Raw genomic sequence first — 18,733 nt, forward strand, 5'->3', positions numbered from 1 at the left:
ACAGCGCCAAAAAAGCGCTACTCGGGGGAAATCAGCATGAGTCTGATATCAGGGTTTGTTAAATCGCTGTCTAAGTTATCGATGATTGGTCGCGCCTTAATGCTGCCAATTTCACTGCTTCCCGCTGCGGGCCTGCTGCTGGCCTTCGGCGATAAGTTCCATCTGCCGCTGATGATGAACGCGGGCGGAGTTATTTTTGATAACCTGCCGATGCTGTTTGCCATTGGTTCTGCCGTGGGCCTGGCGTCAGAATCCGGCATTGCGGCGCTGTCCGCGGCGGTCTCGGTGTTTGTCACCAATATCACCATCAGCACCGTGCTGAGCATCACGCCGGAAATGGCCTCCCAGGGCGGGAAATACGCCATGGTAGTGGGCATTCCGACGCTGCAGATGGGCGTCTTTGGCGGCCTGATCTGCGGTATTCTCGCGGCCTGGTGCTACAACCGCTTCCACACCATGCAGCTTCCGGAATTCCTGGGCTTCTTCTCCGGCAAGCGCTTCGTGGCGATTGCAACGGCGTTCCTCTCGTTCCTGATGGGGCTGCTGCTGCCGTACGTCTGGCAGCATATCCAGGCCGGGATCGACGCCCTCTCCGTGGTCGTTAACGGCGATAATCAGGCGGCCTCGACCTTTATCTTCGGTCTGGTGGAACGCGCCCTGATCCCGCTCGGTCTGCACCATATCTGGTATCCGTCGTTCTGGTATTCGTTTGGGGATTACACCACCCAGGCAGGCCAGGTGATCCACGGCGACCAGACCATCTGGTTCAAGATGCTGGAAGAAGGGGTGAAATCCTTCAGCAGCGACACCTACCAGAACGCCGGCAAGTTCATGCAGGGTGAATTCCCGCTGATGCTGTTCGCGCTGCCTGCGGCGTGCCTGGCGATGTATCACGAAGCCCATACGAAGAATAAAAAAATCGCGGCCGGTATTCTGTTCTCTGCGGCGCTCACCTGCTTCCTGACGGGGATCACCGAACCGGTTGAGTTTACCTTTATCTTCGTGGCACCGATTCTGTACGTCTTTAACGCCATCATGGCGGGCCTGGCCTACATGACCATGTACCTGCTGCATGCGCATATCGCCAAGTCGTTCTCTGCGGGCTTTATCGATTATCTGTCATTCGGGATCCTGCCGTCGTTTAACGGTTATCAGACCCACTTCCTGAGCGCCATTATCATCGGCATTCCAATGGGCCTGATTTATTACTTCACGTTCCGCTTTGTGATCCGTCGTTTCGACGTGAAAACGCCGGGCCGCACTGAAGTAACCGCCAACGCGGATGAGAAATCGGATTCCGAACTCGCGACCGAGATCATCACCCTGCTGGGCGGCGCGCATAACATCGACTCCGTCGGCGCCTGTATCACTCGTCTTCGCCTGGAAGTCACAAAAAGCGAGGCGGTGGATAAAGACGGCCTGAACGGACTCGGCGCGCGCGGCGTAGTGTTTGTCGGCGACAACGGTATTCAGGTGATTTTCGGTGCCAGAGCACAGTTTATCGCCCAGACCATGTCCACCATGATCGGCAAATAATAAGATGCCTGAAAGACACGTCTCCTGTACGCTGGGAGACGTGTTTTATCTGGCTGATAATCGGTAAATTTCAGGGAGCGGTTTTGAAGAAAGTCAGCATTATTGATGTCGCGAAGCACGCGGGCGTGTCGGTTTCCACCGTCTCGCTGGTGCTGCGCCAGAAAGGGAAAATCTCAGAGGCAACGATCGAGAAGGTCAACGCTGCCATCAATACCCTGGGCTATGTTCATAACGTTGCCGCTGCCAACCTTCGCGCCAATACCTCCAACCTGATTGGCCTGATCCTCCGTGACTTTAGCGACAGTTTCTCCATCAAGGTGATGGCGAGCATCGTTCAGGATCTTGAAAAACAGGGGTATATGGTTTTTCTCGGTCAGCCCCAGAACGACCATGACCATCTTGAGCGCTGCCTGCTGTCGTTTAAGCAGCAAGGCGTCGCAGGGGTGATCTATCTGGCCTCGGATACCCGCACCGCCACCCTCCCGGAAAAGATTCGCCACTGCCCGCTGCCGCTGGTGGTGGTCTCGCAGTCGCTGCTGGATGAAAAATGCAATCTGGTGATGCGCGATAACCGACAGGCGGCCAGTCTGGCGGTGCGTTATCTCATCGAACGCGGTCATCGTAATATCGCCTACATTGGCGGACGCGAAGGCTGCCTTATCCGCGAACAGCGCCTGCTCGGTTTTCGCAGCGCGATGGCGCAAAACGGGCTGGTCTGGCGCGATGAATACTCTCCGGCCTGCAGCGATGACACGCTGGCCGCGGGTTTCGCGACCCGCCAGCTGCTGGAAAAAAACAATACCATCACCGCCCTGCTCTGCCACTCGCCGGATGCCATGATCGGCTCCATCTCCGGTATTCATCAGGTCGGGCGTACGGTGGGTAAAGATGTGTTTCTGACGCAGCAGGTCGCCCTGGTCGGTTTCGAAGATATGCTCCACGTTAACCTCACCTCGCCCTCGTTTACCTACGTCTCGTCCGCCAGCGAAGAGACGGGGCGTCAGGCGGCCGGGCTGATTATTCGCACGCTGAAGGAGCCGACGCTGCAAACCCAGCGCATTACGCTTTCCGGGCAGCTTATCGCACGCGAGTCGGCGTAAAATCAGAATTTCGCACAGGTTTTTTAGCGCGGAATGACTGCTATATTTCCATGATTTGCCATGGATAATCACAATGCCTACCGTCATTACACACGCTGCTGTTCCGCTTTGCCTGGGCTTAGGCCTGGGGACAAAAGTTATCCCACCCCGCCTGCTGTTTGCCGGCATTGTTCTCGCCATGCTGCCAGATGCCGACGTGCTGGCATTTAAGTTCGGCGTCGCGTACGGCAACGTTTTCGGCCATCGCGGCTTTACCCACTCCCTGCTGTTTGCCTTCGTGGTGCCGATACTTTGCGTACTGACTGGACGACGATGGTTCAGGACCAGCCTGACGCGGTGCTGGCTGTTTTTAACCGTGTCACTGCTGTCGCACAGCCTGCTGGATTCGATTACCACAGGCGGAAAAGGCGTCGGCTGGCTGTGGCCGTGGTCTGATGAACGCTTCTTTGCGCCGTGGCAGGTGATTAAGGTCGCGCCGTTTGCGCTCTCACGCTATACCACGCCGTACGGGCATCAGGTGATTATTTCAGAACTGCTGTGGGTGTGGCTGCCGGGGGTTGTGCTGATGGGAATGTTGTGGTGGAAAAGAAGGTAAAAAAAGCCGGGTGGCGGCTGCGCCTTACCCGGCCTACTTTTGCCTGTTGGCCCGGCAAGCGTGAGCGCCACCGGGCGTTACAGACTTACTTACGGCGCCAGGTAGTGCCCTGCGGGCCGTCTTCCAGAATAATACCCATCTCGGTCAGACGGTTACGCGCCGCATCTGCCGCCGCCCAGTCTTTCGCCTGACGCGCTTCCAGACGCGCCTTGATCAACGCTTCAATCTCCGCCACTTCACCGTCATCCGCCTGCGCACCGCTCTGCAGGAACGCGTCCGGCTCCTGCTCCAGCAGGCCAAGCACGGCAGAGAGCTTACGCAGATGGGACGCCAGCGCATTCGCCGCGGCCATATCTTCTGACTTCAGGCGGTTCACTTCGCGCGCCATGTCGAACAGTACGGAGTAGGCTTCCGGGGTGTTGAAGTCGTCGTTCATCACCTCAACGAAGCGCGCTTCGAACGCTTCGCCGCCTGCCGCCGGAACAGACTTGTCGGTTCCGCGCAGCGCGGTGTAGAGACGCTCCAGCGCCGAGCGCGCCTGCTTCAGGTTCTCTTCGCTGTAGTTCAGCTGGCTGCGATAGTGGCCGGACATCAGGAAGTAGCGCACGGTTTCCGCGTCGTAGTATTTCAGCACGTCGCGCACGGTAAAGAAGTTACCCAGCGATTTCGACATCTTCTCGCGGTCAACCATTACCATCCCGGAGTGCATCCAGTAATTCACGTACTCGCCGCCGTGGGCGCAGGTGGACTGCGCGATTTCGTTTTCGTGGTGCGGGAACATCAGGTCTGAACCGCCGCCGTGAATGTCGAAGTGTTTGCCCAACTGCTTGCAGTTCATCGCAGAACATTCAATGTGCCAACCCGGACGGCCTTCGCCCCACGGGGATGGCCAGCTTGGCTCACCCTCTTTGGACATCTTCCACAGCACGAAGTCCATCGGGTTACGCTTCACGTCAACCACGTCAACGCGGGCGCCGGCCTGGAGCTGATCCAGATCCTGACGGGAAAGCGCACCGTAGGTTGGGTCCGTCGGCACGGAGAACATCACGTCGCCGTTGTCGGCAACATACGCATGACCGCGGGCGATCAGCTTTTCGGTGATCTCGATGATTTCGTGAATATGGTGGGTCGCGCGCGGCTCGCTGTCCGGACGCAGAATATTCAGGGCGTCGAAGTCTTTGTGCATCTCAGCGATCATGCGATCCACCAGCGCGACAAAGCTTTCGCCATTTTCATTCGCGCGCTTGATGATCTTATCGTCGATGTCGGTGATGTTGCGCACGTATTTCAGGTTGTACCCCAGAAAACGCAGGTAGCGTGACACCACGTCGAAGGCGACAAAGGTACGGCCATGGCCAATGTGACAGAGATCGTAAACCGTAATACCACACACGTACATGCCGACTTCCCCGGCATGGATAGGTTTAAATTCCTCTTTTTGGCGCGTCATTGTATTAAAGATTTTTAACATCGAAGATTCCATGTAAACACGTGTGTGGTTGAAAACCGGCTATTCTACCCGTAATTCAAACCCGAAGCAGCACACAATGCAAGGTGATCGCATCCTGTGGTTATGCTATAACAAGCCCCTATAGATGACCCGAAGGCGGGTCGACGTACCACAATAACGGAACAGGATGCAAAAATGGTTACTTTCCACACTAATCATGGCGATATCGTAATCAAAACCTTTGATGACAAAGCGCCTGAAACAGTTAAAAACTTCCTGGACTACTGCCGCGAAGGTTTCTACAACAACACCATTTTCCACCGCGTGATCAACGGTTTTATGATCCAGGGCGGCGGTTTCGAACCTGGCATGAACCAGAAAGCCACTAAAGAGCCGATCAAGAACGAAGCGAACAACGGCCTGAAAAACACCCGCGGCACGCTGGCGATGGCACGTACTCAGGCGCCTCACTCTGCTACTGCACAGTTCTTCATTAACGTGGCGGACAACGACTTCCTGAACTTCTCCGGCGAAAGCCTGCAGGGTTGGGGCTACTGCGTATTCGCAGAAGTGGTTGAAGGTATGGATGTGGTTGACAAGATCAAAGCCGTCTCTACTGGCCGCAGCGGTATGCACCAGGACGTTCCAAAAGAAGACGTTGTGATTACAAGCGTGACCGTCAGCGAGTAATTGGTGGCGACACTCTTTATTGCGGATCTTCATCTGCAAACAGAAGAACCGGCGATAACCGCCGGTTTTCTGCGTTTTTTACGCGGTGAAGCGAAAAGCGCCGATGCGCTGTACATCCTGGGCGACCTCTTTGAAGCCTGGATTGGCGACGATGACCCTAACCCGCTGCACCGTGAAATGGCCGCCGCCATTCACGCGCTGGTGGATTCCGGCGTCCCCTGCTACTTCATTCACGGCAACCGTGATTTCCTGATCGGCAAGCGCTACGCCCGTGAAAGCGGCATGACGCTGCTGCCGGAAGAACAGGTGCTCGACCTCTACGGCCGTAAGGTGCTGATCATGCACGGCGACACGCTCTGCACCGACGATACCGGCTACCTGGCGTTTCGCGCCAAAGTCCACACCCCGTGGATCCAGAAGGTGTTCCTTGCCCTGCCGCTCTTTATCCGCAACCGCATCGCCGCCAGAATGCGCGCAGGCAGTAAAGCCGCCAACAGCAGCAAATCCATGACCATCATGGACGTCAATCCACAGGCGGTCGTGCGGATGATGGAAAAGCATGACGTTCAGTGGCTCATCCACGGTCATACCCATCGTCCTGACGTGCATTCCCTTATCGCCAACGGCGAACCGGCCCATCGCGTGGTATTAGGTGCCTGGCACACCGAAGGCTCCATGGTCAAAGTCACGCCTGAGGGCGTGGAGCTGATCGCGTTTCCGTTTTAACCCCCTTCATATCATTCTATTTTTTTGAACAATAACGGCAAATTGTTTCGATTTTAATCAGCCCGTGGTCGGCCTATTATTTATCACATCAGGGCAACATGCCCTATCCCAGACAAAACACTTAAGGAATACGACCATGAAATCCATCAAAACTTTCGTTGCAGTTGCGGCTCTCTCCCTGGTTTCTTTCGGTTCTTTCGCGCAGAGCGTGAGTGCAACCGCCTCTACCCTTGACCGCGCAGAAGCGAAAATCGCTGCACAGGCTGCTGAACAGGGCGCGTCTTACAAAATCACCAGCGCGAAGGTCGACAACCGCGTCTATATGACCGCAGAACTGACGAAATAATGATTGCCCTTCGACAAAAACAGACCGCCAGAATGCGGTCTGTTTTGTTATGAATTGATGGCAACAACGGCTCAAGATTTAACCGCGCAACCGTTTTCCTTGCCCGTATAACATGCTATTCTCTGTGCCCTCGAAAGCAGTGTGTTTCGCACCACAGGAGTTTTAAGACGCATGTCTTCCCGCAATAATCCGGCGCGTGTCGCCATCGTGATGGGGTCCAAAAGCGACTGGGCTACCATGCAGTTCGCCGCCGAAATCTTTGACATCCTGAATGTTCCGCACCACGTTGAAGTGGTCTCCGCGCACCGTACACCGGACAAACTGTTCAGCTTCGCCGAAAGCGCCGAAGAGAACGGTTATGAGGTGATCATTGCTGGTGCGGGCGGCGCAGCACATCTGCCGGGCATGATTGCCGCCAAAACCCTGGTGCCGGTGCTGGGCGTCCCGGTACAAAGCGCCGCGTTAAGCGGTGTGGACAGCCTCTACTCCATCGTTCAGATGCCGCGTGGCATTCCCGTCGGCACGCTGGCGATTGGTAAAGCGGGTGCCGCCAATGCCGCCCTGCTGGCCGCGCAGATCCTGGCGACGCACGATAAAGACTTACACCAGCGTCTGGCGGCGTGGCGTAAAGCCCAGACCGACGAGGTGCTGGAAAATCCAGACCCGCGGGGTGCCGCATGAAGCAGGTTTGCGTTCTCGGTAACGGCCAGCTAGGCCGCATGCTGCGTCAGGCTGGCGAACCGCTGGCGATTTCCGTCTGGCCCGTCGGCCTGGACGCCGAGCCGGAAGCGGTACCGTTCCACCAGAGCGTCATTACCGCTGAGATTGAACGCTGGCCGGAGACCGCCCTGACCCGCGAGCTGGCGCGTCATAACGCCTTCGTTAACCGCGACGTGTTCCCGATCATTGCCGACCGTCTGACGCAAAAGCAGCTTTTCGACAAGCTGGGTCTCGCAACCGCACCGTGGCAACTCCTGTCTGATAAAAGCGAGTGGAACGACGTCTTCGCCATGCTGGGCGAACTGGCGATCGTGAAGCGCCGCGTGGGTGGCTACGACGGCCGCGGCCAGTGGCGCCTGCGCGCAGGCGACACCGCCGAGCTGCCGGATGATTGCTACGGCGAGTGCATTGTTGAGCAGGGCATCAACTTTAGCGGTGAAGTGTCGCTGGTTGGCGCGCGCGGTCATGACGGACATACCGTGTTTTATCCGCTGACGCATAACCTCCATCAGGACGGCATTCTGCGCACCAGCGTGGCCTTCCCGCAGGCCAATGCTGACCACCAGGCGCAGGCGGAAGAGATGCTCTCTGCCATCATGCACGAGCTCGGGTACGTGGGCGTGATGGCGATGGAGTGCTTTATCACCCCGTCTGGTCTGCTGATCAACGAGCTGGCACCGCGCGTGCACAACAGCGGCCACTGGACGCAAAACGGCGCCTCCATCAGCCAGTTCGAGCTGCACCTGCGCGCGATTACCGACCTGCCGCTGCCGCAGCCGGTGGTGAACAGCCCGTCGGTGATGATCAACCTGATAGGAACCGATCTGAACTACGACTGGCTGAAGCTGCCGCTGGTGCATCTGCACTGGTATGACAAAGAGGTTCGTCCGGGTCGTAAGGTTGGCCACCTTAACCTGAACGACAGCGACACGGGCCGTCTGAGCGCCACGCTGGAAGCCATGATCCCGCTCCTGCCGCAGGAATACGCGAGCGGTATTGTCTGGGCACAGTCAAAGCTTAAATAGTTATCCCTCCGCCGGGGAGTTGACCTCCTCTTTCCCCGGCGTACAATTCCCGCCCATTGCTGCTTAGCTTTCTTCTGGAATAACCATGAACGATGGAACGGACTATCGCGCGATCCTCGCGTCCGATACCCCTTTAATCGACGTTCGCGCGCCGATCGAATTTGCCCAGGGCGCGATGCCAGCGGCAGTCAACCTGCCTTTAATGAACGATGACGAGCGCGCCGCCGTCGGCACCTGTTATAAACGTCAGGGACCAGACGCCGCGCTGGCGCTCGGCCATCGCCTGGTGAGCGGCGACACGCGTGAGGCCCGCATCACCGCATGGCGCGAAGCCAGCCTTGCCCATCCTGAGGGCTTTCTCTGCTGCGCGCGCGGCGGCCAGCGCTCGCATATCTCGCAGGCCTGGCTGAAAGAGGCGGGCATCGACTACCCGCTGATCCGCGGTGGCTATAAGGCCCTGCGCCAGACGGCAATTCAGGTGACCATTGAGCAGTCGCAAAAGCCGATGGTGCTTATTGGCGGCTGTACCGGGAACGGTAAAACCCTGCTGGTGAAGCAGCATGCACAGGGTATCGATCTGGAAGGACTGGCGCACCATCGCGGTTCATCGTTTGGTCGCACGCTGACGCCGCAGCTTTCCCAGGCCAGCTTTGAAAATCACCTTGCAGTTGAGCTATTGAAAAAAGACGCCGCGCGCTGGGTACTGGAAGATGAAGGCCGGATGATTGGCTCTAACCACCTGCCAGCCTGCCTGCGCGACCGCATGGTTGAAGCCCCTATCGTGGTGGTAGAGGATCCGTTTGAGATCCGTCTTGAACGCCTGCGCGAAGAGTATTTCGACCATATGTGCGCGGATTTTTCTGCTGCCTACGGCGAGGAAGCAGGCTGGAAAGAATACAGCGAGTATCTGCATCACGGCCTGTTCGCCATTCGTCGCCGCCTGGGGCTGCAGCGCTTTGCGGAATTTACCGCGCTGTTAGATTCCGCGCTGTTGGAACAGCAACGATCTGGCCGCACGGACGCGCACTTCAGCTGGCTTGCGCCGCTCCTGAAGGACTATTACGACCCGATGTACGGCTATCAGCTGGAGAAAAAGGCGGAGAAGATTGTCTATCGCGGGACGTACGGCGAGGTTGCTGAGTGGCTTAATCGCTGAAAAATAAAGGCCGGGTGGCGGCTACGCCTTACCCGGCCTACGCGTACTGTTGTAGCCCCGGTAAGCGCAGCGCCACCGTGGAACAGACGGCTTAGAAGTCGTAACGCAGACGCACCAGGTTCATGTCGCCCAGGTTGTCGGTGCTGGAAGTGAACACGTGTTCGTAATCCACGCGGAAACCGTAATCCAGCTGGAAGCTGATACCCACGCCGTTGTCGATGCGCTGGTAGTTACGGCCGTTCACGTACTCAATGCGGTCACCCATGAAGTAAGGCTGGATGGATTTAACCGCGTACTGACCGATTGGGAATTTATAACCTGCGAAGTACTCAATACCCCACGCGTCGCCCGCAAAGTAATCGTTAACAGACACTTTTTTGGTGGTCAGGAAGTTCTGGTACCAGCCGCCGCCTGCGGAGAAGGTCCAGTTGTCCGGGGTCCAGCTCAGCGCGGTACCGAGAATGTTCTGGTCGTAGGTTTTGCTGTCGCCGTTGTCCGGGTTACGCATGTCGGCGCGGGTGTAGTTCCACGCGGCGCCCCAGGTCAGGTCGGTAGTCAGGTGGTAATCCAGGCCCAGTGAACCGCCGCCTTTACGCTTGTAGCGCAGGCCGTTGCCCGGCAGGTATTCACTGTCTTCAAACAGGTAGGATGCATAAATATCAGCATCGCCCACGGTTTTCTTATATTTCAGCATCTGGCGTGAACGGTAAGAACCGTCGTAGTCGCCGTTGATCCCGTTACCTGGCGCCTGAGCGATCATGTCGTAGTCCCAGATATCAGTTTTCGCGCCCACCACATCATAGTAAACGCTGTTCTGTTGACCGAAGGTCAGCGTACCCCAGGTGTCGCTCTTCAGACCGGTGTAGAGCATACGACGCGTGGTGTCGTGTGCGCCTTCGGCGTAGTGGTGATCCCAGTTAAACTGCGCAGGAATGTTCACACCCAGCTCGTAGTAGCTGATCCAGCTGATGTCATCAAACAGGTAGTAATCTGCAGCGAAACGGAAGCGGGTGCCGCCGTCAAAGCCGTTACGCTTGTAGCTGTTTTTACCGTCGTCGCCGGTCATGTTCTGGAACTGAGGACGAATACTGCCGCCAACGGTGAAGTTCAGGCGGCTCAGCGGGTTACCCGCCTGAGGATCCTGCTTAAGAACGGTGATTTCCGCCTGAGAAGCGAAGGTCGTTAATGCCACTGCCGCGCCGATCGTTACCGCCAGCGCTGATTTTTTTATAGTCATTATTTTTCCTTAATAGACACGCTGCTAAATATTTAGCGGGTGAATATTAACTGGAAATAATCGGGCTGTGTGGTTGGGTTTTTAATGTTTTGTGCTACTAAATGAGTGGGTATTATCACTTTGTGCTACTTAAACACTACGCACCGGCATAAAAATCCGGTGCGTAATTATCACCATACTAAATCAACTCGCAAACTGACGGAACAGGGCTTTGCCCTTTAACAGCCGCGTGCCGAGCCAGCCTCCGCAGAGAGAAAGCAGCGCAGCGCCGCACAGAGGCAGAGTCAACCAAAGACGCCAGTCAGGCTCCCACGGGAAGTCGAAGACCTTTGTCTGCAGCACCGCCAGCGCCGTCTCTGCGCCAATGGCGGCCACCAGACCGGCCACCAGCCCCAGCAGCGCAAACTCGCTCCAGAGCGTCATTCGCAGCAGCCGCTTACCGGCCCCCAGCGTGCGGTATACCACCAGCTCCTGATGGCGCTGGCGCATGCCCACCTGCACCTGGGCCAGCAGCAACAGCACGCCGCAGATCGTCACCAGCACCACCATCACCTCCAGCGCGCGGCTCACCTGCTCCAGCACCTGCCCCACCTGCTTCAGGATCGCCCCAATATCCAGCAGGCTGACCGTCGGAAACTCCCGGTTAAGCTGGGTCAGCATGCCGTTGCCGTTTTCCCAGCGGAAGCTGGTCAGCCAGCTCTGGGGCTGCCCGTCCAGCGCCCCCGGCGGGAAGATAAAGAAGAAGTTGGGCCGCAGGCTTTCCCAGTCCACTTTACGCAGGCTGGTCACTTTCGCGGTGAAATCCTGGGTATCCCCTGTGAAGGTGACGCTGTCTCCCAGCTTCACGTTCAGGCGCGTCGCCAGTCCCTCCTCCATCGACACTTCTCCCGCTTTCGGCGGCCAGGTGCCGGCGGTTATCGGGTTGTGGTCAGGGCGTTTCTCCTGCCAGGTGAGGTTCAGCTCGCGGTTCAGCGACTCGTCCTTGTTCCCCTCCGTTGGCTGCCCGTTGATCTGCGTCAGACGCGCGCGAACGATGGGATAGAACGACTCAGGGATGATGTGATGCTCCGCCAGGAAGCCCTTCAGCGGCGTAACCTGCTCAGGGGCGATATTGATCAGGAAATAGTTCGGGCTTTCCGGCGGAAGCTGCTGCTGCCAGCGATCGAGCAGATCGCCGCGCAGCACCAGCAGCAGTGCCAGCAGCATAAACGACAGCGAGAACGCCGACAGCTGGCTGAGCGTAGACCAGGGCTGGTGCAGCAGACGGTTGACCGCCAGGCGCACGGGCAGGGATTTTACCGTCACCCTTTTCATGAGGTTGAGCAGTATCCAGCCCAGCACGCCGCACAGCAGCGCCAGCACAACCGCCCCGGCCAGCACCGCCCACAGCAGCGTGCTGCCGCCCATCAGCCACGCCAGCAGCCCCACCGCCACCGCAATAATCACCGGAAGGTAGAACTTCAGCGGCCAGACGTTCGCCACGACATCGTTGCGAAGCACGCGCAGCGGCTGCGTGGCGAGCAGCAGGCGGTAAGGCCGGAACCCCACCAGCACCGAGATCACCGTCATCGCGCCCATCGCCCACAACCACGGCCAGAGGCTGGCCGGCGGCAATGCGGCCGGGAGCACCGGTTTTAGCATCACCATCAGCAGTTTTTCAAACAGCAGCCCCATTATTCCGCCGGTCAGCGCCGACAGGACCAGCAGCATCAGCCACTGGCCGACGATCAGCTTGCGCAGCTGCGCCCGGCCCGCCCCCAGGGTTTTGAGGATCGCCACCAGGTCGTAGCGGCTGCGGCAGTAGTGCCCCATCGCCACGGCCACCGCCGCCACCGCCAGCAGCAGGGTCAACAGGGCCGACAGCAGCAGGAACTGCTGAGAGCGCTCCAGAGATTTACCGAGCGCCCCCTCGTCCTGCTCCAGCCCGTACCAGCGGTGTTCCGGTTTGAGCTGCGGCAGAAGCCATTTTTCATACGCGTCAAGCTGGGTGGGCGTGCCGCCAAATTTATAACGCCAGGTAACGCGGCTGCCCGGCTGTACCGCATGGGTGGCCGCGACATCCGCGGTGTTCATCAGCAGACGCGGCGCAAGCTGGAACGGGTTAAATCCGCCGTCGGGCTCCTGCACCACTTCCCCGGCAATCCTGAGGGTAGCGTCACCGACGTCGATACTGTCGCCGGGTTTCAGGTTCAGCAGCGCCATCAGACGCGATGCCAGCAGCACCGTACCGGGCGTCGGCTTTAATCCCGGCGGGCGGGTCTGCAAGTCACCGTACATCGGGTAGATATCATCGACGGCCTTGACGCTCGCCAGCTGCGGCGTGTCGCCCGCGAAGGTCATGGTCTGGAAGGTGAGCTGCTCCCCCACCTTCAGCCCTTCTTTGCGCGCTGCGTCAATCCAGCCCGGCGGCACGGGGCGGGAGCTTTCCAGCGCCCTGTCTCCCGCCATAAACTCCCGGCTCTGCTGGCTGAGCCCTTTTTCCATGCGGTCACTGACGCTGCCGAGCGCCAGCACGCAGGCCACCGCCAGGCTGAGCGCCAGCCAGACAATCAGCAGCGAGGGCGAGCGCCACTCGCGCCAGAACCAGCGGGTAATCATGCTTCCTCCTGCAGAACACCGTTGACCAGCCGCAGGCGACGGTCGCAGCGCGCCGCGAGCTGCGGATCGTGGGTCACGAGGATAAGCGTAGTGCCGTGCTCGCGGTTGAGCGAAAACAGCAGGTCGGCAATCCGGTCTCCGGTTTTACGGTCAAGGTTGCCGGTAGGCTCATCGGCAAACAGCACCTCAGGGCGGCCGTTAAACGCGCGGGCCAGCGCCACGCGCTGCTGCTCACCGCCGGAAAGCTGGGCGGGAAGATGGTCGAGACGTTTACCCAGACCGAGCTGTTCCAGCAGCGCCTTCGCGTGAGCGCGGCTTTCACGGCTGTTTTCACCGCGCAGCAGCGCCGGGAGCTCGACGTTTTCCAGCGCGTTCAGGGTCGGGATCAGCATAAAGGACTGAAAGACAAAACCAACGTGACGCGCGCGCAGCGCGGCCCGCGCCTCTTCATCAAGCTGATGCAGCGGCTGCCCGACAAGGTGGACCTCACCGCTGCTGCCGTCGTCCAGACCGGCTAAAATCGCCAGCAGCGTGGACTTACCGGAACCGGATTCGCCAATCAGCGCAATGGTTTCAGCGCGTTTGACAACGAGTTCAACTCCGGTAAGGATGGAAAGCTCGTGCTCCCCCTGACCGACGGACTTCTTAAGATGATGAACTTCAACACTGTTTTCCGCTGGCATTTGCCCTTCCTGTTTTTGATTCTGATGACTTTCCGCGCGGCGGCAGCGGACACGTTACTGGTTCTCGGCGACAGCCTGAGCGCAGGCTATCGCATGGCGGCCAGCGCGGCCTGGCCCGCTCTGCTCAATGACAAATGGCAGAGCAAAACGGCTGTAATCAACGCCAGCATTAGCGGCGACACCTCGCAGCAGGGGCTGTCGCGCCTGCCTGCGCTGCTCAAACAGCATCAGCCACGGTGGGTGCTGGTTGAGCTTGGCGGTAATGATGGCCTGCGCGGTTTCCAGCCTCAGCAAACGGAGAATACACTGCGCACCATTTTGCAGGACATCAGGGCGGCAAACGCCCAGCCGCTGCTGATGCAAATTCGCCTGCCCGCCAACTACGGTCGTCGGTATAATGAGGCCTTTAGCGCGATCTACCCCAAGCTTGCCAAAGAGTTTGATATTCCGCTGCTGCCATTTTTCATGGAAGAGGTCTATCTCAAACCCCAGTGGATGCAAGACGACGGGATCCACCCCAATCGCGATGCGCAGCCGTTTATTGCCGACTGGATGGCAACGCGGCTGGCTCCTTTAGTTAAACATGACTCCTGATTAAGCGGAGATCCTGACAGGTAAAGTTATGCAAAAATCGGTCTTAATTACAGGATGTTCCAGCGGAATCGGCCTGGAAAGCGCGCTCGAATTGAAGCGCCAGGGGTTTCGGGTTCTGGCGGCCTGCCGCAAACCCGACGATGTCGAACGCATGAACGGTCTGGGCTTTACCGGCGTGCTGCTGGATATGGACTCGCCGGAGAGCGTTGCGCGCGCCGCGGACGAGGTGCTCGCACTGACCGGTAATCGTCTGTACGGCCTGTTTAATAATGCCGGCTACGGCGTGTATGGCCCGCTGGATACCCTCTCCCGCGAAACGCTGGAGAAGCAGTTTTCGACCAACTTCTTCGGCGTGCATCAGCTCACCATGCGTCTGCTCCCCGCGATGCTGCCGCACGGTGAAGGGCGCATCGTGATGACGTCGTCGGTGATGGGGCTAATTTCCACCCCGGGCCGCGGCGCCTACGCCGCCAGCAAATATGCGCTGGAGGCCTGGTCCGACGCCCTGCGTATGGAGTTACGCCACAGCGGCATTAAGGTCAGCCTGATTGAACCCGGCCCGATCCGCACCCGCTTTACCGAAAACGTTAACCAGACGCAGGCGGATAAACCGGTCGAGAACCCCGGCATCGCCGCACGTTTTACCCTCGGGCCAGAGGCGGTGGTGGCCAAAGTGCGCCATGCTTTTGAGAGTGAACATCCCAAAATGCGCTATCCGGTGACGCTGGTCACCCATGCCGTTGGCTGGTTAAAACGCCTGCTGCCGGGCCGGATAATGGACAAAATTTTACACGGTTGAGTTGAAGCGCCGACGCGCATCCCCATGTAAAGAACAAACCGACAAAAGAGAAAGCCGCATGTCCGTACAGAATATCGTCAATATCACAGAAGCTAACCTGCAACAGACGCTTGAACAGTCGATGACCAAACCGGTCCTGTTCTACTTCTGGTCTGAACGTAGCCAACACTGTCTGCAGCTGACGCCGGTGCTGGAAAGCCTTGCCGCCCAGTACAACGGTCAGTTCATTCTCGCGAAGCTGGATTGTGACGCCGAGCCGATGGTCGCGTCTCAGTTTGGTCTGCGCGCCATTCCTACCGTCTATCTGTTCCAGAACGGCCAGCCTGTTGATGGCTTCCAGGGGCCACAGCCGGAAGAGGCAATCCGTGCCCTGCTGGATAAAGTGCTGCCGCGCGAAGAAGAGCTGAAAGCGCAGGAAGGCATGGCGCTGATGCAGGAAGGCAAATACGACGAGGCGCTGCCGCTGCTCAAAGAGGCGTGGCAGCTGTCAAAACAGAACAGTCAGATTGGCCTGCTGCTGGCGGAAACGCAGATCGCCCTGCACCGCTCAGAAGACGCGGAAGCCGTACTCAAGACGGTTCCGCTGCAGGATCAGGACACCCGCTATCAGGGGCTGGTTGCACAAATTGAGCTGCTGAAGCAGGCGGCGGATACCCCGGAAATTCAGCAGTTGCAGCAGCAGGTTGCCGACAACCCGGCGGATGCCGCGCTGGCAAGCCAGCTGGCGCTGCAGCTGCATCAGGTGGGGCGTAACGAAGAGGCGCTTGAGCTGCTCTTCAGCCATCTGCAAAAAGATTTAGCCGCCGCAGACGGTCAGGCGCGCAAGATGTTCCAGGAGATCCTGGCCGCGCTGGGCACCGGAGACGCGCTCGCGTCGAAATATCGCCGTCAGCTTTACGCGTTGTTGTATTGATGCACTTTGCCCGGTGACGGCTTCGCCTTACCGGGCCTACAAAAGCACGAATCGTAGGCCGGGCAAACGCAGTGCCGCCCGGCACAATCACCGCACCTTTTTCAACTGCGTCACCACCAGCTGGTGACGCGCGTTGTAGAACTTCCGATAGGTCAGGTAGCAGGCAATGATGGTGGACAGGCTTGCCGTGGAAAGCAGCATAAACGTCACCATGATCTGGTACTTAATCGCTTTTACCGGATCGATACCGGCAAAAATCAGCCCCGACATCATGCCCGGCAGGCTTACCAGCCCCACCGTTTTGGCGGAATCTACCGTAGGGATCAGCGATGAGCGAATGCTCTCGCGAATCAGCCGCGCCGAGGCCACTTTTGGCGTTGCCCCCAGGCTCAGTTTCTCCTGCAGCTGCTGCTGTTCGCTGCTGAAACGCTGGCCGAGGTTGTTATAACAGAGACCAACGGCCACCATCGCGTTCCCCGCAATCATCCCGGAAATAGGGATAACCTGCATCGGCGTAAACTCAATCGAGCCGGAAAGTACCAGCACCGCCAGCGTGAGCGCCGTTCCGGTGGTAATCGCGATAAACGATGAAACAAACGCCTTATCGATGTATTTACTGCGCTTTTGCGCATTCCACGCCGCGTTAAAGCAGATAAAGAGCACCATCAGCAGCGTCAGCACCGCGTGGTTAACGTTGAAGATATACTTCAGCACATAGCCGACGATGATGAGCTGAATCACCGCGCGGCAGATACTCCATACGATATCTTTTTCCAGCCCCAGCTTTTCGCGGTAGCTGACCACAATCGCAATCAGCACCAGCACCATCGAAAAGGCCAGCGATTCGTTGGTAATGTTGTGTTCACCCACGGTTTGCCTCCTGCATTTTCCCGCCGTGCGGCTGGAGCGTAATCACGTCATCCGCATGGGTTATTTCGTTAGCGTCGTGCGTCACCCACAGCACGGCAATGTTCTGCTCCCGGGCGTAACGATGAATAATCTCGTTAACGTTGCGCTTGTTGACGTCATCGAGCGCGCTGGTGATTTCATCCAGCAACAACACCTTCGGTAAAAACTGCAGGTTGCGGATCAGCGAGACCCGCTGCTTTTCGCCACCCGACAGCGCGTTGATGGATTTGCTCAGCGTCTCCTGCGCCAGACCAAAGCGGGCCAGATCCTGGATAAACTTTTCCGGCTCCGGCGTTTTATTGCGGATTTGCCACGGGAAAATCAGGTTGTCATAGACCGTATCGCCAAAAAGCACGGGCGTTTGCACGCAGTACGAGACCTGCTGGCGATAGCTTTCCGGAGAAAGCGAGGCGATATCCTCGCCTTCAAACAGAATGACGCCATCCGTCGGGCTGAGGAGTGACGCCACAATCTTCAGCAGCGTGCTTTTACCACAGCCTGAGGGACCCGTGATTAATTTAAACTCGCCCGGCGACAGGCTAAACCCGACGTGCTGCAGGATCGTGTTTTCCCCTACTCGAAATCCGACATCCCTGAGCAGTAATACGTTTCTTTTATCGTTCATCGCGCTTCCGTTGACCGCTTCGTGTAATAACCGCCTGTAGCATAATCCTTTCGCCCGCACAGAGCGAATAGCCTCACGCTGAAGCAAGTGTTAAACTTTTTGTTTGCAAATTGTCACCTTCATCACTACAGGAAGTATGCGGCATGGCACATATCTTTTATGAGTTTCCCTCCCTGAAGCCTGGTGTTCCTGATGTCGAAACATTAATGGAAGTCATCAAATCGTCGGAGCTGACGCGTTTTGTGATAGGTGCAGAGGTGGTGGACTTTGTTAAGAAGGCGCTCATCGTGAACACCACGATCGGCAGCTTCAAAAATTGCTATTTCGCCTTCGACAACGGAACACACTTCCTTGAATTTGACGGTGAAGGCAAATCAAAACGCTTCAATGAGGTGCCGGACTGGTTCGTCTCTCCGGCGGAATTTTCACGCACCCAGTGGCTTATCAACCACAATCTTGCGGATGTGAAAGCCACACAGTTCATTGACGTCCTGATGTCCTACCCGCTGAAAGCGCGCCGCGCGCACTGCAATTTGCTGTTCGGACTGGAGCTGGAAAAGGTGAACGCGGTTCCGGCCGCGGCGTCAGCGGCAGGTAAAATCGGCAATAAAAATGGTAAAACCACCAAGCCCCGCGTCACCGATCTGGGCTCGTTCGAGCTGTTCAGCCAGTTCTTTGCGCGCATGAAAACCGCCGTGCTGGCCGATGAGTTCCCGACTCTGCAGATCCTGACGGGCATGGATAACCTGGCAAAAGCGCCGCATAATTTAAAGCAGGGCATCAGAACCTGGTTTAAAGCCATCGCGGGCGACCTTCCACCGAATAACAAACGCGTTGAAGCGGGGAATGCCGTTCTGTTCTGCGCCCCCATTCGTGAACAGATCCAGCGTATCGAAGCGCTGGGGCTGGAGAATTACTACCAGGGATTATCGAAAGCCATTGCTGAAGCGGGTGATGGATTCATCTCTGACTTTACCTATACTTACGAGCAATAAATACACACTTTCACTCGCCACAGCATGCAAAACAGG

General features: G+C 57.8%; 19 protein-coding genes. 13 read left to right on the forward strand and 6 right to left on the reverse strand.

Annotated features, from left to right (window positions below):
* Nucleotides 1–36: 36 nt before the first annotated feature.
* The 3 genes from BMW97_RS08710 (at nt 37) to BMW97_RS08720 (ending at nt 3,231) form a co-directional block, all read left to right on the forward strand.
* Nucleotides 37–1,536: a PTS transporter subunit EIIC gene (locus BMW97_RS08710; RefSeq protein WP_045909726.1), complete on the forward strand. Its 1,500-nt coding sequence runs from the start codon at nt 37–39 to the stop codon at nt 1,534–1,536.
* A gap of 83 nt (nt 1,537–1,619) precedes the next feature.
* The gene (malI, locus tag BMW97_RS08715; protein WP_045909727.1) at nt 1,620–2,636 is read left to right on the forward strand and encodes a Mal regulon transcriptional regulator MalI; all 1,017 of its coding nucleotides are present in this window, start codon (nt 1,620–1,622) and stop codon (nt 2,634–2,636) included.
* A gap of 73 nt (nt 2,637–2,709) precedes the next feature.
* Nucleotides 2,710–3,231, forward strand: a complete 522-nt coding sequence (locus BMW97_RS08720) for a metal-dependent hydrolase (RefSeq protein ID WP_045909728.1) — start codon at nt 2,710–2,712, stop codon at nt 3,229–3,231.
* A gap of 85 nt (nt 3,232–3,316) precedes the next feature.
* Here the strand turns inward: BMW97_RS08720 and cysS are convergent, their stop codons facing one another.
* Complete coding sequence (gene cysS / locus BMW97_RS08725) at nt 3,317–4,702, reverse strand: cysteine--tRNA ligase (protein WP_045909729.1); 1,386 nt, start codon at nt 4,700–4,702, stop codon at nt 3,317–3,319.
* A 174-nt stretch (nt 4,703–4,876) separates the two neighbouring features.
* Between cysS and ppiB the strand changes: the two genes are divergently transcribed.
* From ppiB to mnmH, 6 genes are all read left to right on the forward strand, one after another.
* Nucleotides 4,877–5,371 (forward strand): peptidylprolyl isomerase B, encoded by a 495-nt coding sequence (gene ppiB / locus BMW97_RS08730; RefSeq protein WP_008499327.1) that lies wholly within the window; start codon nt 4,877–4,879, stop codon nt 5,369–5,371.
* Nucleotides 5,372–5,374: 3 nt separating this feature from the next.
* Nucleotides 5,375–6,097: a UDP-2,3-diacylglucosamine diphosphatase gene (lpxH, locus tag BMW97_RS08735; RefSeq protein WP_045909872.1), complete on the forward strand. Its 723-nt coding sequence runs from the start codon at nt 5,375–5,377 to the stop codon at nt 6,095–6,097.
* A gap of 136 nt (nt 6,098–6,233) precedes the next feature.
* Nucleotides 6,234–6,443, forward strand: coding sequence for a YdgH/BhsA/McbA-like domain containing protein (locus tag BMW97_RS08740; RefSeq protein WP_008499325.1), 210 nt, complete (start codon nt 6,234–6,236; stop codon nt 6,441–6,443).
* A 171-nt stretch (nt 6,444–6,614) separates the two neighbouring features.
* Nucleotides 6,615–7,124, forward strand: a complete 510-nt coding sequence (purE, locus tag BMW97_RS08750) for a 5-(carboxyamino)imidazole ribonucleotide mutase (protein ID WP_045909730.1) — start codon at nt 6,615–6,617, stop codon at nt 7,122–7,124.
* On the forward strand, nt 7,121–8,188 hold the full coding sequence (gene purK, locus BMW97_RS08755) for a 5-(carboxyamino)imidazole ribonucleotide synthase (RefSeq protein ID WP_045909731.1): 1,068 nt from the start codon (nt 7,121–7,123) through the stop codon (nt 8,186–8,188). The genes purE and purK overlap by 4 nt, the downstream gene beginning before the upstream one ends.
* Nucleotides 8,189–8,273: 85 nt before the next feature.
* A complete protein-coding gene (gene mnmH, locus BMW97_RS08760; protein ID WP_045909732.1) occupies nt 8,274–9,344 on the forward strand; it encodes a tRNA 2-selenouridine(34) synthase MnmH in 1,071 nt (356 codons plus the stop codon).
* A gap of 91 nt (nt 9,345–9,435) precedes the next feature.
* Here the strand turns inward: mnmH and BMW97_RS08765 are convergent, their stop codons facing one another.
* The 3 genes from BMW97_RS08765 to ybbA all read right to left on the reverse strand — a co-directional run bounded on the left by BMW97_RS08765 (nt 9,436) and on the right by ybbA (nt 13,862).
* On the reverse strand, nt 9,436–10,581 hold the full coding sequence (locus BMW97_RS08765; protein WP_045909733.1) for a porin: 1,146 nt from the start codon (nt 10,579–10,581) through the stop codon (nt 9,436–9,438).
* A 183-nt stretch (nt 10,582–10,764) separates the two neighbouring features.
* On the reverse strand, nt 10,765–13,179 hold the full coding sequence (gene ybbP, locus BMW97_RS08770; protein ID WP_045909734.1) for a putative ABC transporter permease subunit YbbP: 2,415 nt from the start codon (nt 13,177–13,179) through the stop codon (nt 10,765–10,767).
* Nucleotides 13,176–13,862: a putative ABC transporter ATP-binding protein YbbA gene (gene ybbA, locus BMW97_RS08775; RefSeq protein WP_008499319.1), complete on the reverse strand. Its 687-nt coding sequence runs from the start codon at nt 13,860–13,862 to the stop codon at nt 13,176–13,178. Before ybbA ends, ybbP begins: the two co-directional genes overlap by 4 nt.
* On the opposite strand from ybbA, the gene tesA reads away from it, so the two are divergent.
* From tesA to BMW97_RS08790, 3 genes are read left to right on the forward strand one after another with little or no spacing between them, the layout of a single operon-like run.
* Nucleotides 13,833–14,456: a multifunctional acyl-CoA thioesterase I/protease I/lysophospholipase L1 gene (tesA, locus tag BMW97_RS08780; RefSeq protein WP_028015818.1), complete on the forward strand. Its 624-nt coding sequence runs from the start codon at nt 13,833–13,835 to the stop codon at nt 14,454–14,456. The genes ybbA and tesA overlap by 30 nt on opposite strands.
* Before the next feature lie 28 nt (nt 14,457–14,484).
* Nucleotides 14,485–15,255 carry an SDR family oxidoreductase gene (locus BMW97_RS08785; protein WP_045909735.1) on the forward strand — a complete coding sequence of 257 codons (771 nt, stop codon included), beginning with the start codon at nt 14,485–14,487 and terminating at the stop codon, nt 15,253–15,255.
* Between the two features lie 58 nt (nt 15,256–15,313).
* Entirely contained in the window at nt 15,314–16,168 is an 855-nt protein-coding gene (locus BMW97_RS08790; RefSeq protein WP_023293125.1) for a co-chaperone YbbN, read from the forward strand.
* 87 nt (nt 16,169–16,255) lie between these two features.
* On the opposite strand, the gene fetB is transcribed toward BMW97_RS08790, so the two are convergent.
* Entirely contained in the window at nt 16,256–17,038 is a 783-nt protein-coding gene (gene fetB, locus BMW97_RS08795) for an iron efflux ABC transporter permease subunit FetB (RefSeq protein WP_023617520.1), read from the reverse strand.
* Nucleotides 17,031–17,702, reverse strand: a complete 672-nt coding sequence (fetA, locus tag BMW97_RS08800) for an iron efflux ABC transporter ATP-binding subunit FetA (protein ID WP_045909736.1) — start codon at nt 17,700–17,702, stop codon at nt 17,031–17,033. Before fetA ends, fetB begins: the two co-directional genes overlap by 8 nt.
* 143 nt (nt 17,703–17,845) lie before the next feature.
* On the opposite strand from fetA, the gene BMW97_RS08805 reads away from it, so the two are divergent.
* Nucleotides 17,846–18,697 carry a hypothetical protein gene (locus BMW97_RS08805; RefSeq protein WP_045909737.1) on the forward strand — a complete coding sequence of 284 codons (852 nt, stop codon included), beginning with the start codon at nt 17,846–17,848 and terminating at the stop codon, nt 18,695–18,697.
* Nucleotides 18,698–18,733: the final 36 nt, after the last annotated feature.

Source organism: Enterobacter sp. NFIX58, from assembly GCF_900110475.1.
Classification (GTDB): Bacteria; Pseudomonadota; Gammaproteobacteria; order Enterobacterales; family Enterobacteriaceae; genus Enterobacter; species Enterobacter quasiroggenkampii.

What these genes read in the sequence shown, in the direction of transcription:
- cysS (WP_045909729.1), bottom strand. Translation starts at nt 4,702, where the DNA reads ATGTTAAAAATCTTTAATACAATGACGCGCCAAAAAGAGGAATTTAAA.
- BMW97_RS08710 (WP_045909726.1), top strand. Translation starts at nt 37, where the DNA reads ATGAGTCTGATATCAGGGTTTGTTAAATCGCTGTCTAAGTTATCGATG.
- BMW97_RS08720 (WP_045909728.1), top strand. Translation starts at nt 2,710, where the DNA reads ATGCCTACCGTCATTACACACGCTGCTGTTCCGCTTTGCCTGGGCTTA.
- BMW97_RS08740 (WP_008499325.1), top strand. Translation starts at nt 6,234, where the DNA reads ATGAAATCCATCAAAACTTTCGTTGCAGTTGCGGCTCTCTCCCTGGTT.
- BMW97_RS08765 (WP_045909733.1), bottom strand. Translation starts at nt 10,581, where the DNA reads ATGACTATAAAAAAATCAGCGCTGGCGGTAACGATCGGCGCGGCAGTG.
- BMW97_RS08785 (WP_045909735.1), top strand. Translation starts at nt 14,485, where the DNA reads ATGCAAAAATCGGTCTTAATTACAGGATGTTCCAGCGGAATCGGCCTG.
- mnmH (WP_045909732.1), top strand. Translation starts at nt 8,274, where the DNA reads ATGAACGATGGAACGGACTATCGCGCGATCCTCGCGTCCGATACCCCT.
- BMW97_RS08790 (WP_023293125.1), top strand. Translation starts at nt 15,314, where the DNA reads ATGTCCGTACAGAATATCGTCAATATCACAGAAGCTAACCTGCAACAG.
- purE (WP_045909730.1), top strand. Translation starts at nt 6,615, where the DNA reads ATGTCTTCCCGCAATAATCCGGCGCGTGTCGCCATCGTGATGGGGTCC.
- ybbP (WP_045909734.1), bottom strand. Translation starts at nt 13,179, where the DNA reads ATGATTACCCGCTGGTTCTGGCGCGAGTGGCGCTCGCCCTCGCTGCTG.
- ybbA (WP_008499319.1), bottom strand. Translation starts at nt 13,862, where the DNA reads ATGCCAGCGGAAAACAGTGTTGAAGTTCATCATCTTAAGAAGTCCGTC.
- tesA (WP_028015818.1), top strand. Translation starts at nt 13,833, where the DNA reads ATGAACTTCAACACTGTTTTCCGCTGGCATTTGCCCTTCCTGTTTTTG.
- purK (WP_045909731.1), top strand. Translation starts at nt 7,121, where the DNA reads ATGAAGCAGGTTTGCGTTCTCGGTAACGGCCAGCTAGGCCGCATGCTG.
- BMW97_RS08805 (WP_045909737.1), top strand. Translation starts at nt 17,846, where the DNA reads ATGGCACATATCTTTTATGAGTTTCCCTCCCTGAAGCCTGGTGTTCCT.
- fetA (WP_045909736.1), bottom strand. Translation starts at nt 17,702, where the DNA reads ATGAACGATAAAAGAAACGTATTACTGCTCAGGGATGTCGGATTTCGA.
- ppiB (WP_008499327.1), top strand. Translation starts at nt 4,877, where the DNA reads ATGGTTACTTTCCACACTAATCATGGCGATATCGTAATCAAAACCTTT.